The organism is Sphingomonas sp. S-NIH.Pt3_0716, assembly GCF_003950715.1.
GTDB classification, from domain to species: Bacteria; Pseudomonadota; Alphaproteobacteria; order Sphingomonadales; family Sphingomonadaceae; genus Sphingobium; species Sphingobium yanoikuyae_A.
Window position 1 is genome coordinate 1 of sequence record NZ_QLJK01000005.1, and the last position, 23,787, is coordinate 23,787.

At 64.7% G+C, this 23,787-nt stretch carries 22 protein-coding genes; 14 read left to right on the top strand and 8 right to left on the bottom strand.

Annotated elements, in window-relative coordinates:
* The coding region (locus tag BRX37_RS04945; RefSeq protein ID WP_164522413.1) for a transposase domain-containing protein at window positions 1–174 on the top strand (174 nt) is incomplete at its 5' end.
* On the opposite strand, the gene BRX37_RS04950 is transcribed toward BRX37_RS04945, so the two are convergent.
* The 6 genes from BRX37_RS04950 to BRX37_RS04975 form a co-directional block, all read right to left on the bottom strand.
* On the bottom strand, window positions 162–3,377 hold the full coding sequence (locus BRX37_RS04950) for a glycoside hydrolase family 2 TIM barrel-domain containing protein (protein ID WP_125985758.1): 3,216 nt from the start codon (window positions 3,375–3,377) through the stop codon (window positions 162–164). The two genes, BRX37_RS04945 and BRX37_RS04950, sit on opposite strands and share 13 nt — an antisense overlap.
* A gap of 10 nt (window positions 3,378–3,387) precedes the next feature.
* A complete protein-coding gene (gene kduI, locus BRX37_RS04955) occupies window positions 3,388–4,224 on the bottom strand; it encodes a 5-dehydro-4-deoxy-D-glucuronate isomerase (RefSeq protein WP_125985759.1) in 837 nt (278 codons plus the stop codon).
* 20 nt (window positions 4,225–4,244) lie between these two features.
* Window positions 4,245–5,384 carry a glycoside hydrolase family 88/105 protein gene (locus BRX37_RS04960; RefSeq protein ID WP_125985760.1) on the bottom strand — a complete coding sequence of 380 codons (1,140 nt, stop codon included), beginning with the start codon at window positions 5,382–5,384 and terminating at the stop codon, window positions 4,245–4,247.
* Entirely contained in the window at window positions 5,381–6,691 is a 1,311-nt protein-coding gene (locus BRX37_RS04965; protein ID WP_125985761.1) for an MFS transporter, read from the bottom strand. The genes BRX37_RS04960 and BRX37_RS04965 overlap by 4 nt, the downstream gene beginning before the upstream one ends.
* Before the next feature lie 62 nt (window positions 6,692–6,753).
* Entirely contained in the window at window positions 6,754–9,615 is a 2,862-nt protein-coding gene (locus BRX37_RS04970; RefSeq protein ID WP_206434116.1) for a TonB-dependent receptor, read from the bottom strand.
* Window positions 9,616–9,707: 92 nt separating this feature from the next.
* A complete protein-coding gene (locus tag BRX37_RS04975) occupies window positions 9,708–10,421 on the bottom strand; it encodes a FadR/GntR family transcriptional regulator (protein ID WP_125985763.1) in 714 nt (237 codons plus the stop codon).
* Window positions 10,422–10,544: 123 nt separating this feature from the next.
* Here BRX37_RS04975 and BRX37_RS04980 point away from each other — a divergent pair, with 123 nt between their 5' ends.
* The 6 genes from BRX37_RS04980 to BRX37_RS05000 all read left to right on the top strand — a co-directional run bounded on the left by BRX37_RS04980 (window position 10,545) and on the right by BRX37_RS05000 (window position 16,172).
* The gene (locus BRX37_RS04980) at window positions 10,545–11,519 is read left to right on the top strand and encodes a DUF4861 family protein (RefSeq protein WP_206434117.1); all 975 of its coding nucleotides are present in this window, start codon (window positions 10,545–10,547) and stop codon (window positions 11,517–11,519) included.
* Window positions 11,520–11,521: 2 nt separating this feature from the next.
* Window positions 11,522–12,799, top strand: a complete 1,278-nt coding sequence (locus tag BRX37_RS04985; RefSeq protein WP_125985764.1) for a DUF2264 domain-containing protein — start codon at window positions 11,522–11,524, stop codon at window positions 12,797–12,799.
* 124 nt (window positions 12,800–12,923) lie between these two features.
* The gene (locus tag BRX37_RS26630; protein WP_164522414.1) at window positions 12,924–13,067 is read left to right on the top strand and encodes a hypothetical protein; all 144 of its coding nucleotides are present in this window, start codon (window positions 12,924–12,926) and stop codon (window positions 13,065–13,067) included.
* A gap of 1 nt (window position 13,068) precedes the next feature.
* Window positions 13,069–14,043: an ABC transporter substrate-binding protein gene (locus BRX37_RS04990; protein WP_125985765.1), complete on the top strand. Its 975-nt coding sequence runs from the start codon at window positions 13,069–13,071 to the stop codon at window positions 14,041–14,043.
* Window positions 14,044–14,047: 4 nt separating this feature from the next.
* Complete coding sequence (locus BRX37_RS04995; RefSeq protein ID WP_125985766.1) at window positions 14,048–15,223, top strand: acyl-CoA dehydrogenase family protein; 1,176 nt, start codon at window positions 14,048–14,050, stop codon at window positions 15,221–15,223.
* A 4-nt stretch (window positions 15,224–15,227) separates the two neighbouring features.
* Window positions 15,228–16,172 carry an NAD(P)-dependent oxidoreductase gene (locus tag BRX37_RS05000; RefSeq protein WP_004207522.1) on the top strand — a complete coding sequence of 315 codons (945 nt, stop codon included), beginning with the start codon at window positions 15,228–15,230 and terminating at the stop codon, window positions 16,170–16,172.
* Between the two features lie 141 nt (window positions 16,173–16,313).
* Here the strand turns inward: BRX37_RS05000 and BRX37_RS05005 are convergent, their stop codons facing one another.
* A complete protein-coding gene (locus tag BRX37_RS05005) occupies window positions 16,314–17,150 on the bottom strand; it encodes a LysR substrate-binding domain-containing protein (RefSeq protein ID WP_004207521.1) in 837 nt (278 codons plus the stop codon).
* A 106-nt stretch (window positions 17,151–17,256) separates the two neighbouring features.
* Window positions 17,257–17,418, bottom strand: a complete 162-nt coding sequence (locus tag BRX37_RS26635; protein ID WP_164522415.1) for a hypothetical protein — start codon at window positions 17,416–17,418, stop codon at window positions 17,257–17,259.
* On the opposite strand from BRX37_RS26635, the gene BRX37_RS05010 reads away from it, so the two are divergent.
* The 7 genes from BRX37_RS05010 to BRX37_RS05040 are packed head-to-tail and all read left to right on the top strand — an operon-like array spanning window position 17,417 to window position 23,773.
* On the top strand, window positions 17,417–18,235 hold the full coding sequence (locus BRX37_RS05010; protein WP_125985767.1) for an ABC transporter permease: 819 nt from the start codon (window positions 17,417–17,419) through the stop codon (window positions 18,233–18,235). The genes BRX37_RS26635 and BRX37_RS05010 overlap by 2 nt on opposite strands.
* A 2-nt stretch (window positions 18,236–18,237) precedes the next feature.
* Window positions 18,238–19,029, top strand: a complete 792-nt coding sequence (locus BRX37_RS05015) for an ABC transporter ATP-binding protein (protein ID WP_125985768.1) — start codon at window positions 18,238–18,240, stop codon at window positions 19,027–19,029.
* Entirely contained in the window at window positions 19,026–19,640 is a 615-nt protein-coding gene (locus tag BRX37_RS05020; RefSeq protein ID WP_125985769.1) for a cysteine dioxygenase family protein, read from the top strand. The genes BRX37_RS05015 and BRX37_RS05020 overlap by 4 nt, the downstream gene beginning before the upstream one ends.
* Window positions 19,637–20,899, top strand: coding sequence for a rhodanese-like domain-containing protein (locus BRX37_RS05025; RefSeq protein ID WP_125985770.1), 1,263 nt, complete (start codon window positions 19,637–19,639; stop codon window positions 20,897–20,899). Before BRX37_RS05020 ends, BRX37_RS05025 begins: the two co-directional genes overlap by 4 nt.
* 21 nt (window positions 20,900–20,920) lie before the next feature.
* The gene (locus BRX37_RS05030; protein ID WP_125985771.1) at window positions 20,921–22,009 is read left to right on the top strand and encodes an LLM class flavin-dependent oxidoreductase; all 1,089 of its coding nucleotides are present in this window, start codon (window positions 20,921–20,923) and stop codon (window positions 22,007–22,009) included.
* Window position 22,010: 1 nt separating this feature from the next.
* On the top strand, window positions 22,011–22,964 hold the full coding sequence (locus BRX37_RS05035) for an ABC transporter substrate-binding protein (protein ID WP_125985772.1): 954 nt from the start codon (window positions 22,011–22,013) through the stop codon (window positions 22,962–22,964).
* Between the two features lie 17 nt (window positions 22,965–22,981).
* Window positions 22,982–23,773, top strand: a complete 792-nt coding sequence (locus tag BRX37_RS05040; RefSeq protein WP_125985773.1) for a class II aldolase/adducin family protein — start codon at window positions 22,982–22,984, stop codon at window positions 23,771–23,773.
* The last annotated feature ends 14 nt before the right edge of the window (window positions 23,774–23,787 follow it).

Here is a 23,787-nt window from a genome sequence, read left to right on the forward strand (position 1 = left end):
GCCAGCCTCATCGAAACATGCAAACTGGGCGGTATCAACCCGCAGGCCTACCTCGCCGATGTCCTCGCACGCATCGTCCTGTGCGGCGACACAGATCCCATCGATGATCTGCTCCCCTACAACTGGGTAGATAGTCGCGTCACCGCCAGCCCCGTCATCGATCAGGCCGCCTGAGCGCTCCCCTGTGGGAGTGTTTTAGCGCTTACGGAACTCAGGCGGAAGCTGAAGCGCGTCGGCGCGCTGGTGGTGCGATAGGCCGCCATGGGCTTGCCGAACTCGCTCCACTGGGTGTCGCCGCCCACGCCCCATTGCGCCGCGTCGATCAGCAGCGTGCCCTGGTCGCGCGGCCGGATGTCCGACGATTTCCATGTGCCCGGCTTGTGCCGGTCGAGATCGGCATAGGGGAAGGCGAGGGCGTTCATCATCATCGGTTGGTCGCCCTGCACGCGCAGGCCTGCATTGCCTCCTGACAGTTCCATCCAGCGGACATCGACCTTATTGCCGGTTTCCTGCGGCCGGATATAATCATGATTCTGGTCCGCCAGTGCGCCGCGCCACAGGCCGATCGGCGCCGATGTCTTGCGATCGACATAGCTTTCATGCGGGCCGCGGCCATACCATTCGACCGTATCGAGATCGGCCGGCAGGCTGAAGGCCAGCCCGATGCGGAAGGGCGGCGGCAGGTCGGGTTTGATGGGGGTGAAGCTGCCGGAGATGGTCACCGAGCCGTCGCCGGCCATGCGGTAGATGCTGGTGAAGCTGGCCGCGCCATTGCCCAGTTGATAGTCGACCTCGACGGCGCGGCTACCATCGGTCTGGGGCGTCAGGCGGATCGCGCTGACCTTGCGCTGCTCGCTCATGCCCTTCCAGATCGCGAATTGCCTGTCGGTGCCGATGCCGATGTCATTGTCGGTCACCGCGCGCCAGAAATGGGGCGCGCCACCCTGTGCCAGCATCCGGCCGTCCTTGCTGTAGGAACGGACCAGGCCGCTCGCCCGGTCGATCACCAGCGCAGCGTCAGCGGCACTGAGGTTGATCGCGCCGCCCTTGTCGCTGATCGCGACGGTACCGCTGGCGGCGGCGGGCAGGGCAGGTGTGTCCTGCTGCAGGGCGAACTGTTCCCACCCGACCAGCGTATTAGCTTCCACGGCGGGGATTGAGCCGGCTTTGGCTCGGGCGCTGATCGTCACGAAATATTCCGACCCGGCCCGGCGCGGCATGGTTGCGATCGGCAGCGTCATTGCAGCCGCGCCATGGGCGGGAACATTGGGCGCGCTAAGCAACCCACGCGCAACCTCCACGCCATCCTCCAGCAGTGCCCAGTCAAAGCTGAAGCCCGACAGGTCGATGAAGTCATGCCGGTTGCGCACGGTCAGGCGGCCGCTTGCCGGATCGAATCCGTCGAACTGGATCGGCGCATAGACCTTGCGCAGTTCGTAGAGGGCGGGATTGGGGGTGCGATCGGACTGGAGCAGGCCGTCGCCAAATTCGATGTCGCCGCCCGGATTGGGGCCATATTCGCCGCCATCACCCCAATAGCGCTGTCCGTCCTTGGTGTAGCGATACATGGACTGGTCGACCCAGTCCCAGATGAAGCCGCCTTGCAGCTTGTCGGGATAGGCGTAGATCGCGTCCCAATAATCCTTCAGATTGCCACCCGAATTGCCCATCATATGGGCATATTCGCACTGGATCATCGGCTGCCGGAAATTCCAGTTGGTGGCATAGTCGACCAGCTTGGCGACCGGATCATACATGGGCGCATAGATGTCGGCATAGTCATTGGGGCGGTGATCGCCGATCCCGTCCCATGTGCCCCAGCCCAGATAGCTGATCAGCCGATCGGGATCGCGCGCCTTGGTGGCGGCTGCGGCGGCGGCGAAATTGGGGCCGATCCCGGCTTCATTGCCCAGCGACCAGAAGAGGATCGAGGGATGGTTCTTGTCGCGCTCCACCATGTTGGCGACACGGCTGACATGGGCATCCTTCCAGGCCGGGTCGAAGCCGATCTGGAATTCGGCGCGCCGGTCACCATGCTTGTTGGCATAGTCCATATAGGCGTGGCTCTCGATATTCGCCTCGTCCATGACATAGAGGCCATAGCGATCGGCAAGCTCGTAAAGGCGCGGATCATTGGGGTAATGCGACGTGCGGATCGCATTGATATTGTTGCGCTTCATCAACTTGATGTCGCGTTCCATCGACTCCAGTGAAATGACGTGGAAGGTTTCGGGATCATGCTCGTGGCGGTTGACGCCGCGAATGGTGATCGGCTTGCCGTTCACCGTGACGACGCCATTCTGCATCGCCACGGTACGGAAGCCGATCCGCGCATAGCTGGACTGGATGATCCGCCCCTGCGCATCATAGAGTTCGACCAGCAGCATGTAGAGATTGGGCGTCTCGGCCGTCCATGGCTTCACCTTGTCGACCAGGCCGGTCAGCGTCACGGCGCGTTCGGCCTGGCCCGCCGCAACGGGCTGGCGGCCTTCGATCACGGTGCGATCGCCGTCCATCAGTACATAGCGGGCATTGGTCGCGGCCCCCGGCGTCACCGCGACATCGACCGCCAGCTTGCCTGCGCCCGTCACATTGTCGAAGCCGGCATGGGCGAAGAAGTCGCGGATGCGCGTCCTGGGCGCGGCCATCAGGAACACCTCGCGCTCAATGCCCGACACGCGCCAGAAATCCTGATCCTCCAGATAGGAGCCGTCCGACCAGCGGAATATCTGAATGGCGATGCTGTTGCGGCCGGGACGGACGAAGCGGGTGACGTCGAATTCCGACGGCAGCTTGCTGTCTTCGGAATAGCCGACCTTCTGGCCGTTGACCCAGACATAATAAGCCGAGCCTGCCGCCCCGATATGCAGCACGACATCCTGTCCGTTCCAGCCCGCTGGCAGATCGATGTCGCGGCGATAGGAACCCACCGGATTGGTCGCATGGGGGATCAGCGGCCGGTTGGCGGGGAAGGGGTAGGTGATATTATTGTAGCGGGCTTGATCATAGCCCTCCGCCTGCCAGTCGGCCGGCACCTTGATCGATTTCCAGCCCGACACGTCGAAATCCGGCTGCTCGAACCCGGCCGGCAATGTGTCGGCATCGGGCGAGAAGGCGAACTTCCATTCCCCGTTCAGCGACAGGAAGCGGTCCGATTGGGTGCGATGGCCGGCCAGCGCGCGGTCCCGGCTTTCGAACGGAAAGGCGGTGGCGCGGGCGGGCAGCTTGCCGATCGCGAAGACGGCCGGGTTTTCCCAGTCGGGCCGGGTGGGATCGACCTGTACGGGCTGCACCTGCGGCGGGCCACCCTGCGCCAACGCGCCGCCCGCCAGCGCCACTGTGCTGACCGCCGCCAGGGTCCAGATCCGTCCGTGCATTGCCATCCCCTTATTTCAACTGGCAGATATCGAGGACGTCCATGTCCTCATAATCGAGATTTTCGCCGGCCATGGCCCAGATGAAGCTGTAGTTGCGGGTGCCCGCGCCCATATGAACTGACCAGGGCGGCGAGATCACAACGTCCTCATTCTCCATCACAATGTGCCGCAATGCGTGCGGCTGGCCCATATAGTGGAAGATTCTATCTTCCTCTTCCAGATCGAAATAGAGATAGATTTCCGATCGCCGCTCATGGACATGGGGCGGCATCGTATTCCAGACGCTACCGGGCTCCAGCCGGGTGAGGCCCAGGCACAGCGACGCGCTCTGGCACAGATGGGGCAGGATCAACTGATAGATGGTTCGCTCGTTGGACGTTTCCAGGCTGCCCCGCTGCATCGGGTTGCTATCCGCCTGCGACAATTTGCGTAGCGGAAAGGCAGCATGAGCCGGGACGCTGAGCAGATAGAAACGCGCGCCTTCGCCGCTGAAGCTGATCGCCTGTGACCCCATCGGGATGTAGAGGGCCTCATAGCGGGCGAGCCTGTGGTCGGTGCCATCGACGCGGACCGTGCCGTCGCCCTTGCCGATATTGACGACGCTCATCTCGCGCCGTTCCAGCAGCGGATGGCCGGCCACACTTTCCGGTTCGCTCTGGCATGGCAGGTCCAGCGTTCCGGCGCCCGGCACCGCGCCGCCAATGATGAACCGCTCGCCATGGGAGTAGGTGAGGGTGATTTCACCCGCGCGGAACAGGCCGGATACCAGATGCCGGTCGCGCAGATCCTCATTGCTGGCGCCGTCCATCATCGCGGGATGGGTGGCGTAATAGGTTTTTTCGAACATGCCGCTCGTCCTCCCGCGCGTCAGCGTTGCACGTCGAGCGCGGCCACCGTCGTCGCCGCCATCAGGAAGGCGCCGACGCCATAATATTGGGTGTCGCTGGCGGCCACCTTGTCGGGCCGGTCGCCAACCTGCTGGACCCAGCCCAGTCGGCCGTCGGGCTGGATCGCCTTTTGCAGCGCGGACCAGCCCTTGCGCACCACCGGCTCATATTCGGCGCGGGGCAGCAGCCCGGCCTTGATCCCCCAGGCAAGGCCATAAGTATAAAAGGCCGTGCCGCTGGTTTCGGGCGGCGCATTTTCCGGCGCCAGCAGCGAGGGTGCCCAATAGCCGTCCGGCTTCTGCAGCGTCTTGATCTTCGCCGCCATCTCCTTGAACAGCGCTTCCATCCGGCTGCGGTCGGGGCTGCCTTGCGCCAGCAGAGGGAGGACGCGGGCGATCCCGCCGAACACCCAGCCATTGCCCCGGCTCCAGAACTGCTTGCGCCCCTTGTCGTCGCGCCGCTCGAAAAAGCGGCTGTCGCGATAATAGAGATGCTCGGCAGGGTCGAAGAGGAAGTCGGTGGTTGCCCAGAATTCCTTCATCGCAAAGCGCATATAGCGATCATCGCCGGTCTGGCGCGACAGTTCGACAAAGGCGGGCGGCGCCATGAACAGGGCGTCACACCAGCACCAGCGCTTGAGGCATTCGGTCGCGCCATAGCCTTGTGGTGGGATGGCGAAGGCGAGGGTGGTGACCGCCGGCTTGTCGACCACCATGTCGAACGCGGCGCGGGTCGGCGCCCGCGCATCCTTGCCGGCGCCATGGGCCGCGGCCCAGAGATAGGCTTGGGCGATCGCCTGATCGTCGGCGAAATAGAGATTATCGCCGGGTTTCCAGCCATTTCGCTGGCCCATCGCCAGGATCGCCTCCTTGATCCGGGGCGGGGCACCGGCATCCGCGAGTGCGGTCATGCCGACCCAGAACACCGCCTGTTCCCAGCCGCGCGTCTTGCGCGTCTCGTCGGTAGCGCTGGGAATGTGCGACAGATCGTCGAGCCGCGCCAATTGCCAGTCGGCCAGCTTCACCGCCGCCTCGATTGGCGTGCGTGCGGGCTGGGCGGCATGGACCGGCGCGGCGATGGCGCAGGCCAGCATGATCGGCGCGAAGGAGCGGAAGGTCATGATGCAAGCTCTCCAGTAGGCAAGAGACGGGGACTGATGATGTGGAGCAGCGCCAGCGCCACCAGATAGGCGCTGCCGGCGACGGCGAAGATCAGGGCATAGCTGCCGGTCATGTCCAGCACATAACCGACGAACTGGGCGATCAGCATGCCGCCGATCGCGCCGGCCGTGCCGCCGATGCCGACCACCGATCCCACGGCGGCGCGCGGGAACAGGTCGGACGGCAAAGTCAGGATATTGGCGGAAAAGGCCTGGTGTCCGGCGGTCGCAAGGCCGATCAGCAGCACCGCCGCCCAGAGATTATCGATCGACTGGACGGTCACCACCGGCAGCACCGCCAGCGCGCACGCCAGCAACGTCGCCTTGCGTGCTGCATTGACGCTCCAGCCGCGCGCGATCAGCCGCGACGATGCCCATCCGCCCAGCACGCTGCCGGCGTCCGACATCAGATAGATGACGACCAGCGGCGGGCCGAAGCTCTTGAGGTCGAGGCCGTAGCGCTTGCCGAGGAAATCGGGCAGCCAGAAGAGGAACATCCACCAGATCGGATCGATGCAGAATTTGGGCAGCGCATAGGCCCAGGTCTGGCGAATGGTGAACAGGCGCGACCAGGGGATGGGCGCGCTGGCGCGCACCGGATCGCTGCGGATATAGGCGAGTTCGCAGGGCGTGACGCGCCTGTGGTCCTCTGGCCGACGATAGAGGAGCAGCCAGGCCGCCACCCAGACCAGGCTGGCAACACCGGTGACGATGAAGGCGGCGCGCCAGCCATAGGCGATGGTGATGGCGGGCACGATCAGCGGCGTGGCGATCGCGCCGACATTGGCGCCGGCGTTGAACAGGCCGATCGCCAGCGCCCGTTCTTTCTGGGGAAACCATTCGGCCACGACCTTCAGGCCGGCCGGGAAATTGCCGGCCTCGCCAACGCCCAGGGCAAAGCGGACGGCGATGAACTGGGCGATGCCGCTGACCAGGCCATGGGCAGCATGGGCGAGCGTCCAGAAGGTGAAGGCGGCGGCATAGCCGATCCGCGCGCCGACCCGGTCCATGAAGCGGCCCATCGCCAGGAAACCCAGCGCATAGGCGCACTGGAACCAGAAGACGATATTGGCATAGTCGCTCTCGCGCCAGCCCAGCTCGGCCTGCAACACGGGCTTGAGCACGCCGATCATCTGTCGGTCGACATAGTTGATCGCGGTCGCCGCGAACAGCAGCCCGCAGATCATCCAGCGATAGCGGCTGGCCCGATCGCTGGCGCCGGCAACGGCATCATCGACGATATCCGGGGCGGGATGCGGCATGGTCATGATCGTCTCACGAAAAGATGGGCACCGGGGCGTGCAGTCCCCGGTGCCCAAGGGGGGAGGGGTCAGAATTTGCCGCGAATGCCGAGCGAAATGGTGGTGCCGTTGAAGAAGCTGTTGTCGCGCCGCGACTGGCCATTGCCCTTCGGTCCGTCCGGATCCTGATAATAGATGTAGACATTCTCGTTGGTGATGTTCAGCGCATCGACGCGCACCTCCAGCGCGTCGCTGAACCGGTAACTGATCGTTCCGTCGAGGAAGCCCTGCGGCGCGGTATAAGGAATCTGGTCGTTGCCGGTATTTTGCGAGGTGATGCCGGTCTTGGCACGGTAATTATAGGAACCGCGGATCGCGAACGGGCCCTTTTCGTAGAAGAGCGTCGCGCTGTAGCTATATTCCGGTACGAAGGAGATCGGCACGCGCGTCCCTTCGGTGGTGACGAAATCATCGCCCTTCTGGTCGATCAGCGTCAGGCTGCCGGTGAAGCCAAGCCCGTCGAACGGCTTGGGCAGGAAAGTGAAATTCTGCTGATAGGCAAATTCCAGCCCCTTCAGCTTCAACTGGCCCTGATTGACATATTGGGTCCGGCGGATCAGGAAATCATCCGGGATGGTGCCGCTGGGGAAGCCCAGCGAGGTCGTGTTGAACGCGCTCGACGGCAGGCCGAGCGAACCGAAGGTGACGAAGTCCTGCACCGCGGTTGCGCGATCGGTAATGTCCTTCTTGAAGGCACCGACGCTCAGCAGCGCGCCGGGGGCGAAATACCATTCGACGCCGGCGTCATATTGGGTCGCGACCTGGGGCCGCAAATTGGGATTGCCGACTGTGACGTCGGGATTGAAGACATTGGGCACGATGGTGCCGCCGGCAATGGCGGTCAGCGCCGCACGGGTGATTGTCTTGCCGGCTGACGCACGCAGCAGCAGATTGGACGTCAGGTCATAGGCCAGACTGGCCGATGGCAGCCAGTTTTCATAGCCGCCCTCGCGTCGCTGCGGCAGGAAGACGCCGGCGCCCGCGCTCTGATAATTGTTGATGATGGTGCGGGTGTCGGAATAGCGCAGGCCGGCATAGCCGCGCAGTTCCTTGCCGAACAGCGGCAGGGCGAAATTGCTCTCGAAGAAGGCCGTCTTGACGATTTCCTTCGCGTTGAAGGCAGCGTTGAGATTTACGTTGGCCGCCTCGTTCGCCGCGTTGGCGTCGAGATAGTCCATCACGAAGGAGCGCGGGAAGCTCGCAAATTGGGACGGATAGCCCGAATTGCCGCCGTCGCGGATCGCGCCATATTGGATATAGGGATCCATGTAAGAAAAGACGTCGAGGCCTACCAGCTTGCCGGCCGCGATGCTGCTGCCGTCCTGTGTCGAGATGCGCTTGCCCGTGTTCACATAGCTGCCGCCGATCTTGAGCGCGAACCTGCGTTCGCCATCGTCCAGCAGCGACCAGTCGAGGACGGCGCGTGCCGTCTTCTGCTTGTCGATCTCGCGGTTGAGCGAGAAGCCCAGCGTCGGCGTGGTGTAGTTTGACGGATCGGTGAAATCGACCGGCGAACTGATGGTCGGATAGGTGACATTGCCGGTCGGGTCGAAGGTGCTGGTCACGCCATAGATGTTGCTGACGATCCGGTTGGCGGTGTAGCGGGCGTTGCTCTCGCTCAGATTGGCCTGGGCCGACAATTTCAGATTGTCGGTGAAGTCATAGACGCCCCGGATGATGCCATATTTGAACCGGGTGCGGGCGTTGCGGAAGAAATTCTCGTTGATGAAGCTGCTGTTCCCGAACGTGCCGTAAAGATTATTATATTCGTCGATCTTCACGTCGAGCGGGATCAGGCCGGAATTGGTGCCGGTGCCCGGCGCGCTGGTCGACCCCGGCACAGTGCGGGAGTTGCGCACCGCGACGCCAAACGTGAACTCGTCCGCCTGATCCTTGAGCTGCGAGAAGATGCCGTCAGCGCTCAGTTCCAGCCGATCCGACTTATATTGCAGCGACCCGACCAGGCCCAGCCGCTCGCGCTCATTGTTCGAGGTGAAGACGCGGTAGAAACGGGGCATATAGGCGTTGGCCACCTGGTCGCGGGTCAGCGACCCATAATTGGCCAGCGGATTGTCGAGGTCGAGCTGGAACTGGAACGGGCCGCCGGTCGTGGTCGGGCCGGCATAGGCACGCGAACCGATAACCGAGCTATTATAGCCGCCGGTCGACTGGAAGCCGGACCGTTCATTGACATTCTTGGCATAGGCCGCGCCCAGCAGCACACCGAAATCGCCCCAGGTGTCGCTCAGCAGCAGCGATCCGCGCGGCTGCCACTTCTTCGACTGGGTATTGTAATTGGCCTGGGCGGTATAGCGGATGACCCGGTCCTTGCTGTCGAAGGGGCGGGGCGTCTGCAGGTCGACATTGCCGCCGATGCCGCCTTCTTCCAGATTGGCGAGCGGGGTCTTGTAGACATCGACGCGACCGAACAATTCGGATGGGAAGACGTCATAATTGAAGTCGCGGGTCGAACTGCCGACATTCTGTGAGGATGTCGTGCGCACCGGTGCGCCGTTGATGGTGGTGACGGTGAATTCCGAACCCAAGCCGCGGATGCTGATGCGCTGGCCCTCGTTCGATGCGCCGTCGCGGCTGAGGAACACGCCCGGAATACGCTGCAGGGAATCCGCGACATTGGCCTCCGGGAATTTGCCGATGTCCTCGGCAACGATGGAGTCGCGTACGCCCACGGCTTCGCGCTTCAGTTCGATCCCCTTTTGCAGGCTGCCGCGAAAGCCGGTGACGACGATGTCGGCGGTGGTGGCTTCGCCCTGTGCTGCATCGGACTGGGGTGCCGGTTGGGGGTCTGCCTGGGCCAGTGCGGGGGCCGAGGCCGCAATCATGGCCAGCATGCTCACCGACATGGCGACGCACGGAAACGCCTTGTTCATATCCATCCTCCCTCATCACGACTCTGATCGTGTTGATCAGGTTATCATACAACTTTGAGGGGGATGTCAATTGTCAGACTTTAGTCATGCAATCATTCGTCCCGGCTGATCAGGTCGTTGAGTTCGGAATGGCGCAAAAGGCTTTCCTGCATATGGTGGCGGCCGGCATGGCGCGCCTTTTCGATGTCCATGCGGACGATGGCGTCAAGCACCGCGTCATGTTCGTCGCTGACCTTGTGGGTATAGGCGTCGTGCGATCTTTCTGGCTGATATTTGAGGTAGAGGCTGCTCGGCGGCACCAGGCGGACGCCCAGAAATTCGACGAAGCGGGCGTAATAGTCATTCCGGGTCGCGCGGGCGATCGCCATGTGGAACTGGCTGTCGGCTGTGGCGGCCACGGCCGGATCCTCGGCCTCGCGGATGCGGCGTAGCGCGTCGCGCATCGCCGAAATATCTTCGTTCGTGCGGCGGGCCGCCGCAAGGCCGGCCATTTCGGTCTCGATCGCCAGGCGCATTTCCAGCAATTTGATCACGTCCGATAGCTCGGACAATTCATCCTTGGTGACCTGAAAGGCGCGGTAGCGCGCGGCATCCGACACGAACACGCCCGATCCCTGGCGGGCGACGGCAAAGCCCTGTGCCTCCAGTCGGGCGACCGCTTCGCGGACCACGGTGCGGCTGACATTTTCCTGCTCGGCAATGTCTTTTTGCGCGGGCAGGCGCGATCCGGGCGGGATGCGGCCGGACAATATGTCCTCTTCCAGTTTGGTGTAGAGCATGTCGGCGAGTGAGGCGGCTTTAGCCATGATGTCGTTCCAGTGAATATTCTTTTTCGAGCCTGCCAGCCTGCGGCAATGTGAGCAAGGGCTTGGCAAGTCTGATTCGATGATTTATCAGCTTATCATACAAATAATCGAGAGGAGCCTGTGGTGAACCGCCCCCAGCCAACAGCATCGTCCTGGCGCCTGCGCAGGCACCTCCGACCTTTAGGGCTGCTGGCCATCGCCCTGGGCGCGGGTACGGTGATGGCGCAGGGCAATGCGACGGGTGACCGACTGCCGGTCGAGAAGCGCCTGCCGCCTCCCCCCAGCCAGGCGGCGGCCGCCGTCGCGATGGTCGCGCCCTATCGCTATGACGATCTGCTGTGGGAAAATGACAAGACGGCGCATCGCATCTACGGTCATGCGCTGGAGGCGGCCGAACCGCCGTCGGGATCGGGCATCGATAGTTGGGGCAAGAATGTCGTCTGGCCCTTCGCCGATCGGCAGCTGCGCAGTGGCGACCAGCATGGCTATCATGGCGAAGGAATGGACTTCTACAATGTCGGCACCACGCGCGGCGCGGGTGGGCTTGGCATCTGGCATGACAACAAGCTGTGGACCTCGCGCAACTATGTCCGCGCCCATATCCTGAAATCGGGCGGACAGGTCGCCGACTTCAGCGTCGACTATGCCCCCTGGCCAGTCGATGTCGATCGCAAGGTCTGGGAAACGCGCCGCTTTACCCTTCCGCTTGGTACCCATTTCACCCGGCTGGTCTCGACCATAGGATCGGACAAGGCGACGCCGCTGACGGTCGGCATCGGTATCGGCAAGCGCACCACGGGGCAGGGGGCGGGCGACCTGACCGTCGATCGTGCCCGCGGGCTGATCAGTTGGTGGGGCCCGGAAGATGGCGCGCATGGCCGCATGGCGCTGGCATTGCGGGTCGATCCGACACAGATCGCCGACATCCGCGCTGATGCCGACAATCAACTCATATTGCTGACGGTCAAGCCGGGGCAGCCCTTCGTCTATTATTCCGGCAGTGCCTGGAACAAGGGGGAGGGCGGTTTCACCACCCGTGCCGCCTGGGATGCCTATGCCGCCGGCCAGACCCTCGACTTCACCCCGCCCAAGGATTGATCATGACCAGCCATATCGACCGTCGCGCGATCCTGACCGGCATGGCGACCGGCACTGCCGCTTTCGCCGCCATGCCCTCGCTTGCCAACGCCGGGGAGGCAGCGCCGGTCGCCGCCGATGCGGACGACCGCAGCTATGCCCTGGCGCTGCTCGAACGCATGGCCAGCCCCGTGCTGTCGCGCATGGCCAGGGGGCAGTTGCAGGCGCAGTGGAAGCCCGAACTCAGCCCGACCTGGGATGGCCGCAATCCCAAGGTCGCCTTTCTGGAAGCCTTTGGCCGGCTGATCGACGGCATTGCGCCCTGGTTTGCGCTGCCCGATACCGATGGCGCGGAAGGGCGGCTGCGCGCCCGACTACGTGAGCAGGCGCTGGCGAGCTATGTTCACAGCGTCGATCCCAAGAGCCCCGACTATCTGCTCTGGCAGGCGGAGGGGCAGCCGTTGGTCGATTCCGCCTATTTTACCAGCGCCCTGCTGCGCGCGCCGCAGACATTGTGGGAGCCGCTCGACCGGACAACCAAGGACCGGATCATCAAGGAGATACAGGGGCTGCGCCGGGTCGCGCCGCCCTATACCAACTGGCTGCTGTTTGCGGCGATGAACGAGGTGTTCCTGCTGTCGGTTGGGGCGCAATGGGATCCGATCCGGGTCGACCTGGCGCTGCGCAAGTTCAGCGAATGGTATGTCGGCGACGGCTGGTATGCCGACGGCGAGCATTTTCATTTCGACATGTATAACAGCTATGTCATCCACCCGATGCTGACCCAGATTTGGGACGTGCTGGTGCGCTGCAATGCGCGCTTCAACGCGCTCGATCCCAAGGAGCGGCTTGCCATCCAGATCCAGCGGATGCAGCGCTTTGGCGAGGCGCTGGAGCGGATGATCGGCCCGGACGGCGCCTTTCCGCCGGTCGGTCGTTCGCTCACCTATCGCGCCGCCGTCCATCAGCCGCTCGCCTATCTTGCCTGGCGCAAGCTGCTCCATGCCAAGCTGCCCGAGGGCCAGGTGCGCGCGGCGACCATGGCGACGCAGCGCCGCATTTTTGCGAATCCCAGCAATTTCGATGCCGATGGCTTCCTGACGATCGGCTTTGCCCGGCATCAGCCGAGCCTTGGCGACGTCTATTCCAACGCCGGCAGCATGTATATCACTTCGGAAAGCCTGCTGGCGCTCGGCCTGCCCGCCTCCGACAGCTACTGGACTGCGCCGGCCCAGCACTGGACCATGCGCAAGGCCTATGCCGGGCAGGATTTCCCGAAGGACTATTATATCGCGAATTGAGGCGGCCGGCGCCGCTCGATGAAGGTCAAGCGTTTCTAATAAGCGGCCCAGCAAAGCTTGACAGACATATCTCTACTTAATTGGCAGATAAAGTCCTCTCATATCAGACGAGGACTTGGATATCATGGCGTGGACGCAGCGGTGGACGGATAGGCTGGCCCGGTTCAGGGCGGCGGCCCGGCGCGAATTGCTGCGCGATTCCACGGTGATCCTGTTCGAACGCGACGATAGCGCCGCGCGCGGACGGGAAGTGGCCGGCGGTCGCTGAGATGTTGTCTAGGCGCAATCTGCTCGGCGCTGCAGCGGGCAGCCTGCTGCTCACCGCCTGCGGCACCGCTGGCAAGAGCCGGCCGAAACTGCGGGTGTCAATCACCGGCAAGGGCGACGGGGATACGCGGCTGCTGTTCAAGGCGGCGGGCATCCAGCCAACCGGCTTCGATCTCGTTTATAGCGAGTTCCAGTCTGGCCACCTCGTGGTCGAGGCGCTCAATGGCGGATCGCTCGACTATGGCGGGATGAGCGAGATCCCGCCGATCTTCGCCGCCGCTTCGACCATCCAGAGCTTCCGCCAGATTGCGGTCGCCCATGGCGACGTCAATAATCAGGTGGTGCTGGTGCCCAGGGGGTCGAAGGCGCGCTCCATCGCCGACCTCAAGGGCAAGCGCGTCGGCTATGTCCGCGCCACCACCGCCCAATATTTCCTGATCCGGATGCTGGAGGAGGTTGGCCTGAACTGGGACGACATCATCCCGGTCGCGATGGGCGTGTCCGATGGCGCAGCGGCCTTCTCGCAAGGGGCGCTCGATGCCTGGGCGATCTATGGCTTCCCGATCCAGCGCGCGATCGCGACCGAGGGTGCGCGGATATTGCGCACGGCCGATGGCATCCTGTCGGGCAATTATCTCGTCTCCGCTCATGTCGATGCGCTGGCCGATCCCGGCAAGGCGGCGATCATCCGCGAATATCTGGCGCTGGTGCAACAGGGGTTCGGCTGGGCGGCGGCACATCAGGACGAGTGGGCCGGCATCGTCGCCCAGGATATCGGCGTGCCGCGCGACTATGTGCTCGACCAGTTCCGTCGCAAGAGCGCGACCTATGAACTGCGCTCGGTCACGCCCGAGGCGATCGGATCGCAGCAGCAGGTCGCCGATGTCTTCTTCAAGGCCGGGCTGGTTCCCAAGCGGGTGGACGTCCGCCCGCTGTGGGATGCCCGCTTCAATGACGCCATTCCCAAGAGAGGCTGATATCATGGCGACCCAGGCAATTTCCGTGCAGCCGCAGCCGCCCGAAGGGCCGGTGCCCGCCGACCAGCTCGATCGGCTGACCCGCCTGCTGGCGGCCAATGCGGAGCAATATGACCGCAGCGGCGAATTTCCCCGCGCCAATTTCGACATATTGGCGCAACAGGAGCTGATCGCGCTGACCGTGCCACGCGCACATGGCGGGCGGGGCGCGTCGGTTTCCGAAGCGCTGCGGGTGCTGGCGGCGGTGGCGAAGGGGGATCCCTCGACCGCGCTGATCCTGTTCATGACCTATCATTATCATGCCACGCCGAACCGGGCGCGGGGCTGGCCGGCGGACATCTACGAGACGCTGGCGCGCGATGCGGTGGCGGGCCGGGGACTGATCGGCGGGCTGCGGGTTGAGCCGGAACTGGGGACGCCCGTGCGCGGCGGCCTGCCTGCTACGATCGCGCGGCGCACTGCCCATGGCTGGGCGATCAGCGGCACGAAGATCTACTCGACCGGATCGACCGGGCTCGACTGGTATTCGGTCTGGGCCAAGACCGACGAGGATGCTCCACGCGTCGGCAATTTCCTGGTCCGCGCCGGTAGTCCGGGGGTGGATATCGAGCCGGCCTGGGATCATCTGGGGATGCGCGCGACGGTCAGCCATGCCGTTCATTTCACCGATACGCCGACGCCGGCCGACCATGCGGTCGACATTCGCCGGCCGGAGGAATGGGGCGCGCCCGATCCGGTCCAGACGCTATGGAATGCGCTCTCCATCTCGGTCATCTATGACGGGGTGGCGCGCGCCGCGCGCGACTGGCTGCGCGCCTATCTCAACGATCGGGTGCCGAGCAACCTGGGCGCATCGCTCGCCACCCTGCCGCGCGTGCAGGAGAAGTTCGGCGAGATCGAGGCTTTGCTGCAGGTCAACCGCACGCTGGTGCGCGACGCTGCGGCGCGGATCGACGCGGGCGATCCGCCGCCGGCGGTCGAGGCCAATGCGATCAAATATGTCGCCACCGCCAACGCCATCCGCGCGGTCGAGATCGGGCTGGAACTGACCGGCAATCCCGGCATCAGCCGCCATAACCCGCTGGAACGCCATTATCGCGACGTGCTGTGCAGCCGTATCCATTCGCCGCAGACCGACACCATCCTGATTGCCGCCGGTCGCGCGGCGCTGGAGAATTGAGCCCATGTCCCTGATCATCGCCAGCCAGATGGAGCCGGATTTCAACCGGAGCCTTGCCCGCCACCCGTCCGCCCCCGTGCTGATCGACGTTGCCGAGGACGCGCCCTGGAGCGCTGCCGACGAGGCCGACATATTGCTGATCCGCCCGTCGCCGGCCTGGCGCGCGCCGGAGGTGCGCCGGCCCGCACCCTGGCCGGGGCGCCTGAAATGGGTCTACAGCGCCTCGGTCGGGGTCGATTTCTATCCCGACTGGCTGCTTGACGCGCCGCTCGTGACCTGTGGCCGGGGCGTCGCGTCGGAGGAGATCGCCGATTATGCGATCGCCGCCATTTATGCCCATGCCAAGAATCTCGATGCCGTCACTGTCCGTTCGCGGGCGCAATGGGGGCCGGCGCAGCTGGGCCGGGTATCGGGAACGACCATCGGCATCATTGGCATGGGCGCGATCGGCGCGGCGGTCGCGCGGCGCGGCCTGGCGCTGGGCGCGCAAGTAATCGGCGTGCGGCGATCCGGCGCGCAGCCCAGCGTGCCGGGCGTGCAACTGGTCGGCGATGTCGGCACTTTGGTGGAGGAGGCGGATCATATCCTGCTCGCCGTGCCGGCCACCGCCCAGACCCGCCATCTGGTCGATGATGCGCTGCTGGCGCGGGTGCGGCCGGGCGCGCATCTCATCAATGTCGCGCGCGGATCGGTGGTCGATCAGGCGGCTCTGGTGCGGGCGCTGGACGATGGCCGGCTGGGTTTTGCGACGCTCGACGTCACCGACCCCGAACCGCTGCCCGAGGGCCATGTCCTCTACACCCATCCCAGGGTGCGGCTGACCCCGCATATTTCCAGCAATTACCAACTGGTACGCCATCGCCTGCTGGAAAAGATCCAGGATGACCTGACCCGCTTCGTCCGGGGCGAGGCGCCGTCCGACATCGTCGATCCGGCGCGCGGCTACTGAGGTCTGGAAGACGGCCGTAAAAGAGCGATGGCTTGCCCTTGAAACGTCATTGCGAACGAAGTGAAGCAATCCACCCGAGCGATGTTGGATTGCTTCGCTGCGCTCGCAATGACGCAGTGGATCAGTCTACATCATTCCGATCTAAAGCCCGGTCACTGTCTCGCGCGCCAGTTCCGCCAGTCGATGCGCGGCGCGGTCCAGCTTGTCGCTGGTGCGCAGGATCGCGGCGACGCGGGGCAGGGTAGGCAGCCGCTCATGCTCCAGCACCGTCATGTCATCCTGGAATAAATGGGTCCGCGCGGTGATGCCGAGGCCTGCGGCCACCGCCGCGCGCAGCGTGGCGAGGTTGGGCGTCTCGACCGCGATCCGCCATTGCAGCCCCATATCCTCCAGCGCGCGGATCGCCGCCTCGCGGAAACGGCACGGTTCCTCCAGCACCGCCAGCGGGATCGTGTCGCGATCAACCAGTTCGGCCGTGCCATACCAGCTCATCGGCGCCACCGTGACCGCGCTGCCGTCATTGGGCGCGGCAAAGCCCAGCAATATGTCCAGTTCGCGGCGGTCGAGCAGCGCCTGCAACTCCGCCGTGCCCGCGACCCGCGCATAGATTTGCGCGTCGGGATGCAGTTCGGCAAAGCGGGAGAGCAGGCCCGAAAGCAGGCTGTCGGCGAAATCCTGGACCATGCCGATCCGCGCCGGGCCGGCGAAGCGTCCGGCGCTGACCGCCGCCACCGCCTCGTCATGCAGACTCAGCACCCGGCGCGCATAATCGAGCAGCACCTCCCCCGCCGCGGTCAGGTGCAGGCGGCGGCCTTCGCGCAGGAACAGCGACTGCTGCACCAGTTCCTCCAGCCGCTTGATCTGCAGGCTGAGGGCGGACTGGGTCACGAACACCTGTTCCGACGCATTGAGCATCGACCCGGTGTCGACGATCGCGACAAAGCTGCGCAGGAGATTGGTCGGCAGATTGACCGGCACGGCATATCCTTCTGATGGTGAAAGGGGGCCGATCCGATGCCGGGCACGGGCCTGTGCTTATGATCCATGGCAATATATCAATCAAAATAGTAGAGTTTGTCCGGGGTCAGGAAAAGCTATCCCGCTCGTCGCGCGCCGAAACGCCCGGAATCAGGGGCGAATGGCGACTTATGATTTTCCCTAATAGACCGGCACGATAAAACTCAATTGAATGAGTAGAGAATTGATGTTGGATGAAGGCGACTTCACCAGCATGACGGATGGACATGACCGCATTGGCAATAAGGGGCGACACGCCGCTACAGCGCGCCAGACGCCGCTTCTCCCTCGCTCGCTTCGGCGGCCGATGGCTGTCACCTTTGCTGTTACTTTTGCTGTGGGAATTGGGCTCGCGCACCGGCCTTATCCCCGAACGCACGCTGGCCGCGCCATCCGCCGTAATCGGCACCCTGATCCAGATGGTGTTGAGCGGCGAGTTGCCCTCCAACCTGCTCGTCTCCTTCGGCCGCGTCGCGGTCGGCCTGCTGATCGGCGTCGGCCTGGGGCTGGCGCTGGGGCTGGCGGCGGGCCTGTCGCGCGGCGCGGAGCTGGCGATCGACCCGCTGATGCAGATCAAGCGGACCATTCCCGCGCTGGCGCTGACGCCGCTGTTCATCGTCTGGTTCGGCATCGGTGAGACGCCCAAGATCGCGCTGATCGCCTTCGGCACCATCTTCCCGGTCTATCTCAACCTCTATGCCGGCATTCGCGGCGTCGATCCGCGCCTGCTCGATGCCGCCAAGAGCTTCGGCCTCAGTCGCTGGGAACAGGTCTGGCACGTCGTGCTGCCCGCCGCCTTGCCCTCGCTGCTGGTCGGGCTGCGCTACGCCCTGTCCATCTCCATCCTGGTGCTGGTGGTGGCGGAGCAGATCAACGCCTCGGCGGGGCTTGGCTATCTCATCAACAACGCCCGCGACTTCATGCGCACCGACATCATCGTCGTCTGCCTCATGGTCTACGCCATTCTCGGCCTTGGTGCCGACTGGCTGGTCCGGTCCCTCGAAGCCCGCGCCCTCGTCTGGCGCCCCAGCATAGTGGAGAATTGATCATGGACGCGCGCCTCGGCTTTTCCACCATCGACAGCGCGGCGCACCAGCCGCATCCCGAACCGGTCGTCCGCCTGCAGCACTTCACCCGCAGCTTTGGAGCCAACCGCATCATCGACGGGCTGGACCTGGAAATCGCGCCGGGCGAGTTCATCGCCCTGCTGGGGCGATCGGGATCGGGCAAGACCACCTTGCTGCGCACCCTCGCCGGACTGGACGATGCTGGCGTGCAGGATGTGGAGGTACCCGACAGTCGCGCCGTCGTGTTCCAGGATGCGCGGCTGCTGCCATGGAAGCCGGTCTGGAAGAATGTCGCGCTGGGCCTGAAGGGCGGCGCCATCCGCGACCGTGCGCAAGCTGCGCTGAAGGAAGTCGGCCTTGGCCATCGGCTGGACGCCTGGCCGCTCACCCTGTCCGGTGGGGAAGCGCAGCGCGCTGCGCTCGCCCGCGCGCTGGTGCGCGACCCCCAATTGCTGCTGCTTGATGAGCCCTTTGCCGCCCTCGACGCGCTGACCCGCTATCGCATGCATGACCTGGTTCTCTCGCTCTGGCGGACGCACAGGCCCGCGGTGCTGATCGTCACCCATGATGTCGAGGAAGCGATTGCGCTGGCCGACCGGGTGCTGGTGCTCGACAAGGGGCGGATCGTCGCGGAGGAGCGCATTCACGCCGCGCGCGGCGAGCGCGCGGGCCTTGCCGGCCGGCTGCGCGAACAGCTTCTGTCCCATCTGGGCGGCGACCATCATGGCGAGGGTGTGGTGCCCTTCGCCCGCCAGGCGGAGGCGGCGGAATGAACGCCGTCACCACCATTGAGCGACCGGTCGATACCAGTCGGCTGCGCGGTTTCGTCACGGCATTGGCTGACCTGATCGCCTGCACCCGCGACGAACAGGCGCTGCTGGAAAGTGGCCGCACCCTGCTTGCCCGGCTGATCGCCCGAGACGACTGGCTGCCGCCCGAATATGCCCTGCCCGATCCCGATCGCTACCAGCAATATCTGCTCCATTGCGACAGCCGCGAACGGTTCAGCATCGTCAGCTTCGTCTGGGGACCGGGCCAGTCGACCCCGATCCACGACCATGGCGTCTGGGGACTGGTCGGCGTGCTGCGCGGCAGCGAGCAGGTCGAGCGGTTCCATCGCCTGCCCGGCGGCGGACTGGTCGCGCAGGGCACAGACATATTGCGCGAGGGCGAGGTGGATGCCGTGTCGCCCCGGATCGGCGACATCCACCGCGTATCCAACGGCCGGGCCGATGCGCCGTCGGTCAGCATCCATGTCTATGGCGGCAATATCGGCGCGGTCGAGCGCGCGACCTTCGCCCCTGACGGCACACCCAAAAGCTTCATCTCCGGATACGCCAACCGCGTCATCCCCAACCTCTGGGACAGATCGAGAAACGCATGACCACCGACATATTGGACCGCATAGAGGTCGCCACCCCGGCCGATATCCGCACCGCGCTGATCGCCCGCGACGAGATCGCCCTGATCGACGTGCGCGAGGAACATGAGTTTGCGCAGGGCCATCCGCTCTTCGCTGCCCAGATCCCGCTACGCCGCATCGATGAGGAAGCGCGCTGGCGCATCCCCCGGCTGGACACGCCGATCATCGTCTATGATGCGGGCGAGGGGCTGGCGCGCCGTGCCGCCGTGCGATTGCAGGGGCTTGGCTATACCGATGTGCGCGAACTGGAGGGCGGCCTCAGCGCCTGGAGCGATGCCGGCTATGAACTGTTTGAGGATGTGAACAGCTACTCCAAGGCGTTCGGCGAACTGGTCGAGCATCGCCGCCATACGCCCAGCCTTGCGGCCGAAGATGTGCAGGCGCTGATCGACGAGAAGGCCGACATCGCGATCCTCGACGCGCGCCGTTATGACGAATATCATACGATGAGCATCCCGACCGGGACCAGCGTGCCGGGCGCCGAACTGGTGCTGCGCGCCGGCACGATCGCGCCCGATCCCGACACCACCATCATCGTCAACTGCGCCGGGCGCACCCGGTCGATCATCGGCACCCAGTCGCTGGTCAATGCCGGCCTGCCGAACAAGGTCTATGCGCTGCGCAACGGCACGATCGGCTGGACGCTGGCCGGGCAGGGGCTTGAAACCGGCCAGGTGCGTGCGGCCCCCGAAGTCGATGGCAGGGCGATCGAGGCGGCCCGTGCCCATGCCCGCGACGTCGCCTATCGCGCCGGGGTCAAGTGGATCGGCTGGGACGATCTGGCGCATTTGAAGGCCGACACCGCCCGCACCCTCTATCTCTATGATGTCCGCCAGCCGCGCGAATATGAGACGGGGCATCTGCCCGGCTTCCGCAATGCGCAGGGCGGCCAGTTGGTGCAGGAAACCGACCATAATGCCCCAGTGCGCGGCGCCCGCATCGTCGTCACCGACGATCTTGGCCCGCGTGCCGACATGAGCGCCTCCTGGCTCGCCCAGCTTGGCTGGGAAGTCTATGTCCTGTCCGTCGACTGGTCGGCGGTGGTGCTGGAACGCGGCAGTGACGGCGCGCCGGCCCCGCGTGGACCCGAGGGCCGCTACAAGCGCCCCTATGAGGGCACCGACAACAAGGCCGAGAAGATGCAGGCCTATCTCGACTGGGAATATGGCCTTGTCGCCCAGCTCGAAAAGGACGGCACCCACGGCTTCTACGTCATCTGAACTTCGGGAAGGAATGACCCCATGAGCGTCAAGTTCATCGGCTATATCGGCTTCAACAATGGCTCGGAAACCCAGGCGGCGGTGCGCAGCCGTGTGCTCGACAAGGACTATGTCGAGGCTGCGGCGAAGGCGCAGGAAGAGGGCGGCTTCGACCGCGTCCTCATCCCCTTCGGCTCCAACAGTCCCGAAAGCCAGATCGTCGCGGCCCATGCCGCCGCGCTGACGAGCAGGCTCGGCTTCCTCGTCGCCCATCGGCCCGGTTTCACCCAGCCGACCGTGGCGGCGCGCCAGCTGGCCACGCTCGACCAGCTGTCAGGGGGACGGGGCGCGGTGCATATCATCACCGGTGGCGCCGACGAGGAAATGGCGCGTGACGGCGACACCGGCACGGTCAAGGCCCAGCGCTATCAGCGCACCGACGAATATCTGACCATCCTGCGCCAGGAATGGACGGCGGCCCAGCCTTTCGACCATCAGGGTGACTTTTACGACATTCGCCAGGCCTTCAGCGCGATTAAGCCGGACAATCTGCCGGTCTTCTTCGGTGGTTCCTCGGCCGAGGCGATCGAGGTCGCCGGGCGCCATGCCGATGTCTATGCGCTCTGGGGCGAAACGCTTGAAGCGGTGCAGGACACGGTGCGTCAGGTGCGCCGTGCCGCCGCCCGCTATGGCCGCAATCCCGGCTTCTCGCTGTCGCTGCGCCCAGTGATCGCCGACACGGAGGAAGCGGCCTGGAAGCGCGCGGCAGAGATCGAGGAGCAGGTGCGCGAAAACCGCGTCGCCGCCGGCCTGCCGCTGACCGGCCATCGCCCGCCCAATGTCGGATCGCTGCGCCTGCTGGAGGCAGCCAAGGCCAATCGGCAGGACAAGCGGCTGTGGACCGGCGTCGCTGCGCTCACCGGCGCGGCCGGCAACTCCACCGGCCTGGTCGGCACGCCCGAACAGGTGGCCGATGCAATGCTCGATTATTATGATATCGGCATCGATCATTTCCTGATCCGCGGCTTCGATCCGCTGGGCGATTCCATCCTCTATGGCCGCGAACTGCTGCCGGTCGTCCGCCGCAAGGTGGCCGAGCGGGAGAAGGTCGACGTCGCGCTCGCAGGCTGATATGGCGAGCAAGAAATCGATCCTGATCGCCGGTGTGTTGATCGCCTCTGCCGGTGTCGCCTTCGCTGTCACCCAATATCGCACTGAACAGGTGCCGGTGCTGCGCGTCGCCAACCAGAAGGGGCAGGTCAAGGCGATGATGCTTGCCTCCGGCGCGCTCGATGGCGCCTCCTACAAGGTCGAATGGTCGGAATTTCCCGCCGCCCAGCCGCTGCTGGAAGCGGTCGGCGGCGGCGCGGCGGACCTTGGCCTTGCCGCCGACGCGCCCTTCATCTTCGCCTATCAGAGCGGCAGCCCGGTCAAGGCGATCGCGGTGCAGGCGCCAGCCAACCAGGCGGCCGAGGCGCTGGCGATCCTAGTGAAGGATGGATCGCCGATCCGTTCGCCGCAGGATCTGGTCGGCAGGACGATCGCCACCACGCGCGGATCGATCGGCCATCATCTGCTGCTCCAGGCGCTGGAGCGGGCGCATATCCCGGCCGACAAGGTCAAGATCACCTTCCTGCCGCCGGGCGATGCCAAGGCTGCGTTCGACAGCGGATCGATCGACGCCTGGTCGACCTGGACCCCCTATACCAATGTCGCGGTCAAGGAAGGGGCGCGGGCGGTTGCCGATGCCAGGGATTACGGCCTGCCGCTCTATATCGACATCGCCCATGATGCCTCGATCGCGCCCAAGCGTGCGCTGCTGGCCGACTTCCTTCAGCGCGAGGCGAAGGCGGTCGCCTGGGCCCGCGCCCATCCCGACCAGTTTGCCGCCGTGCTGGCCAAGGAAACCGGCCTGCCGCTGGACATCGCCCGCGCCAGTTTCGAGCGCAGCAACCGCATTTCGCAGCCCGTCGATGCCAAGGTGATCGCCCATGAACAGGCGATCGTAGACCGCTATCGCCGCGCCGGCCTGATCGATCCCAAACGGGACGTGGCGCAGGCCTTCGACACCAGTTTCGGATCCTGACGCAAGGAGCTTTCCCCATGGCCACCATCCTCAAGGATGATCGTTTTTCGCGCACCGGCATCAGCGAAGCCGAATGGAAGGTGCGGGTCGATCTCGCCGCCTTCTACCGGCTCTCGGCGCTCTATGGCTGGGATGACTTCATCTACACCCATATCTCGGCCCGCGTGCCGGGGCCGGACCATCATTTCCTGATCAACCCGTTCGGCCTGATGTTCGACGAGATTACGGCGTCCAGCCTGGTCAAGGTCGATCTCGACGGCAATGTCATCGGGCAGAGCGACTATGGCATCAACTATGCCGGCTATGTCATCCATTCGGCGATCCACGGCGCGCGCGACGACGCCCATTACATCGCCCATTTTCACAGCGCCGACGGCATGGCGGTGTCTGCTCATGCCGAAGGGCTGCTGCCCTTGAACCAGCGCGCGCTGGCCCTGATCCCGCGCCTGTCCTATCATGACTATGAGGGCGTGGCGCTGAACCTGGACGAGCGCGAACGGCTGGTGGCCGATCTGGGCGATACCAAGGTCATGCTGCTGCGCAACCATGGTACGCTGGCGCTCGGCGCAAGCCCCGGTGAGGCGTGGAGCGGAATCTATCAGCTCGAATCCGCCTGCACCGCACAGGTTCGTTCGCTCAGCGTCGGGCGCGACAATGTGCTGATCGCGCCGGAGGAGGCGCAGGCGGAAGTGAAGCGCCAGATGTCGCGCGAGCGCCAGCCGGTCGAGGGACGGCGCACCCATTATGACCTGGTCTGGGAAGCGGCGCTGCGCAAGGCATCACGCCAGGCACCGGGCTATGATGCCTGATCTATAAGCATTAA

Coding starts and splice junctions, on each gene's coding strand:
- BRX37_RS04950 (WP_125985758.1), bottom strand. CDS start 3,377: ATGCACGGACGGATCTGGACCCTGGCGGCGGTCAGCACAGTGGCGCTG.
- kduI (WP_125985759.1), bottom strand. CDS start 4,224: ATGTTCGAAAAAACCTATTACGCCACCCATCCCGCGATGATGGACGGC.
- BRX37_RS04960 (WP_125985760.1), bottom strand. CDS start 5,384: ATGACCTTCCGCTCCTTCGCGCCGATCATGCTGGCCTGCGCCATCGCC.
- BRX37_RS04965 (WP_125985761.1), bottom strand. CDS start 6,691: ATGACCATGCCGCATCCCGCCCCGGATATCGTCGATGATGCCGTTGCC.
- BRX37_RS04970 (WP_206434116.1), bottom strand. CDS start 9,615: ATGAACAAGGCGTTTCCGTGCGTCGCCATGTCGGTGAGCATGCTGGCC.
- BRX37_RS04975 (WP_125985763.1), bottom strand. CDS start 10,421: ATGGCTAAAGCCGCCTCACTCGCCGACATGCTCTACACCAAACTGGAA.
- BRX37_RS04985 (WP_125985764.1), top strand. CDS start 11,522: ATGACCAGCCATATCGACCGTCGCGCGATCCTGACCGGCATGGCGACC.
- BRX37_RS26630 (WP_164522414.1), top strand. CDS start 12,924: ATGGCGTGGACGCAGCGGTGGACGGATAGGCTGGCCCGGTTCAGGGCG.
- BRX37_RS04990 (WP_125985765.1), top strand. CDS start 13,069: ATGTTGTCTAGGCGCAATCTGCTCGGCGCTGCAGCGGGCAGCCTGCTG.
- BRX37_RS04995 (WP_125985766.1), top strand. CDS start 14,048: ATGGCGACCCAGGCAATTTCCGTGCAGCCGCAGCCGCCCGAAGGGCCG.
- BRX37_RS05000 (WP_004207522.1), top strand. CDS start 15,228: ATGTCCCTGATCATCGCCAGCCAGATGGAGCCGGATTTCAACCGGAGC.
- BRX37_RS05010 (WP_125985767.1), top strand. CDS start 17,417: ATGACCGCATTGGCAATAAGGGGCGACACGCCGCTACAGCGCGCCAGA.
- BRX37_RS26635 (WP_164522415.1), bottom strand. CDS start 17,418: ATGTCCATCCGTCATGCTGGTGAAGTCGCCTTCATCCAACATCAATTC.
- BRX37_RS05015 (WP_125985768.1), top strand. CDS start 18,238: ATGGACGCGCGCCTCGGCTTTTCCACCATCGACAGCGCGGCGCACCAG.
- BRX37_RS05020 (WP_125985769.1), top strand. CDS start 19,026: ATGAACGCCGTCACCACCATTGAGCGACCGGTCGATACCAGTCGGCTG.
- BRX37_RS05025 (WP_125985770.1), top strand. CDS start 19,637: ATGACCACCGACATATTGGACCGCATAGAGGTCGCCACCCCGGCCGAT.
- BRX37_RS05030 (WP_125985771.1), top strand. CDS start 20,921: ATGAGCGTCAAGTTCATCGGCTATATCGGCTTCAACAATGGCTCGGAA.
- BRX37_RS05035 (WP_125985772.1), top strand. CDS start 22,011: ATGGCGAGCAAGAAATCGATCCTGATCGCCGGTGTGTTGATCGCCTCT.
- BRX37_RS05040 (WP_125985773.1), top strand. CDS start 22,982: ATGGCCACCATCCTCAAGGATGATCGTTTTTCGCGCACCGGCATCAGC.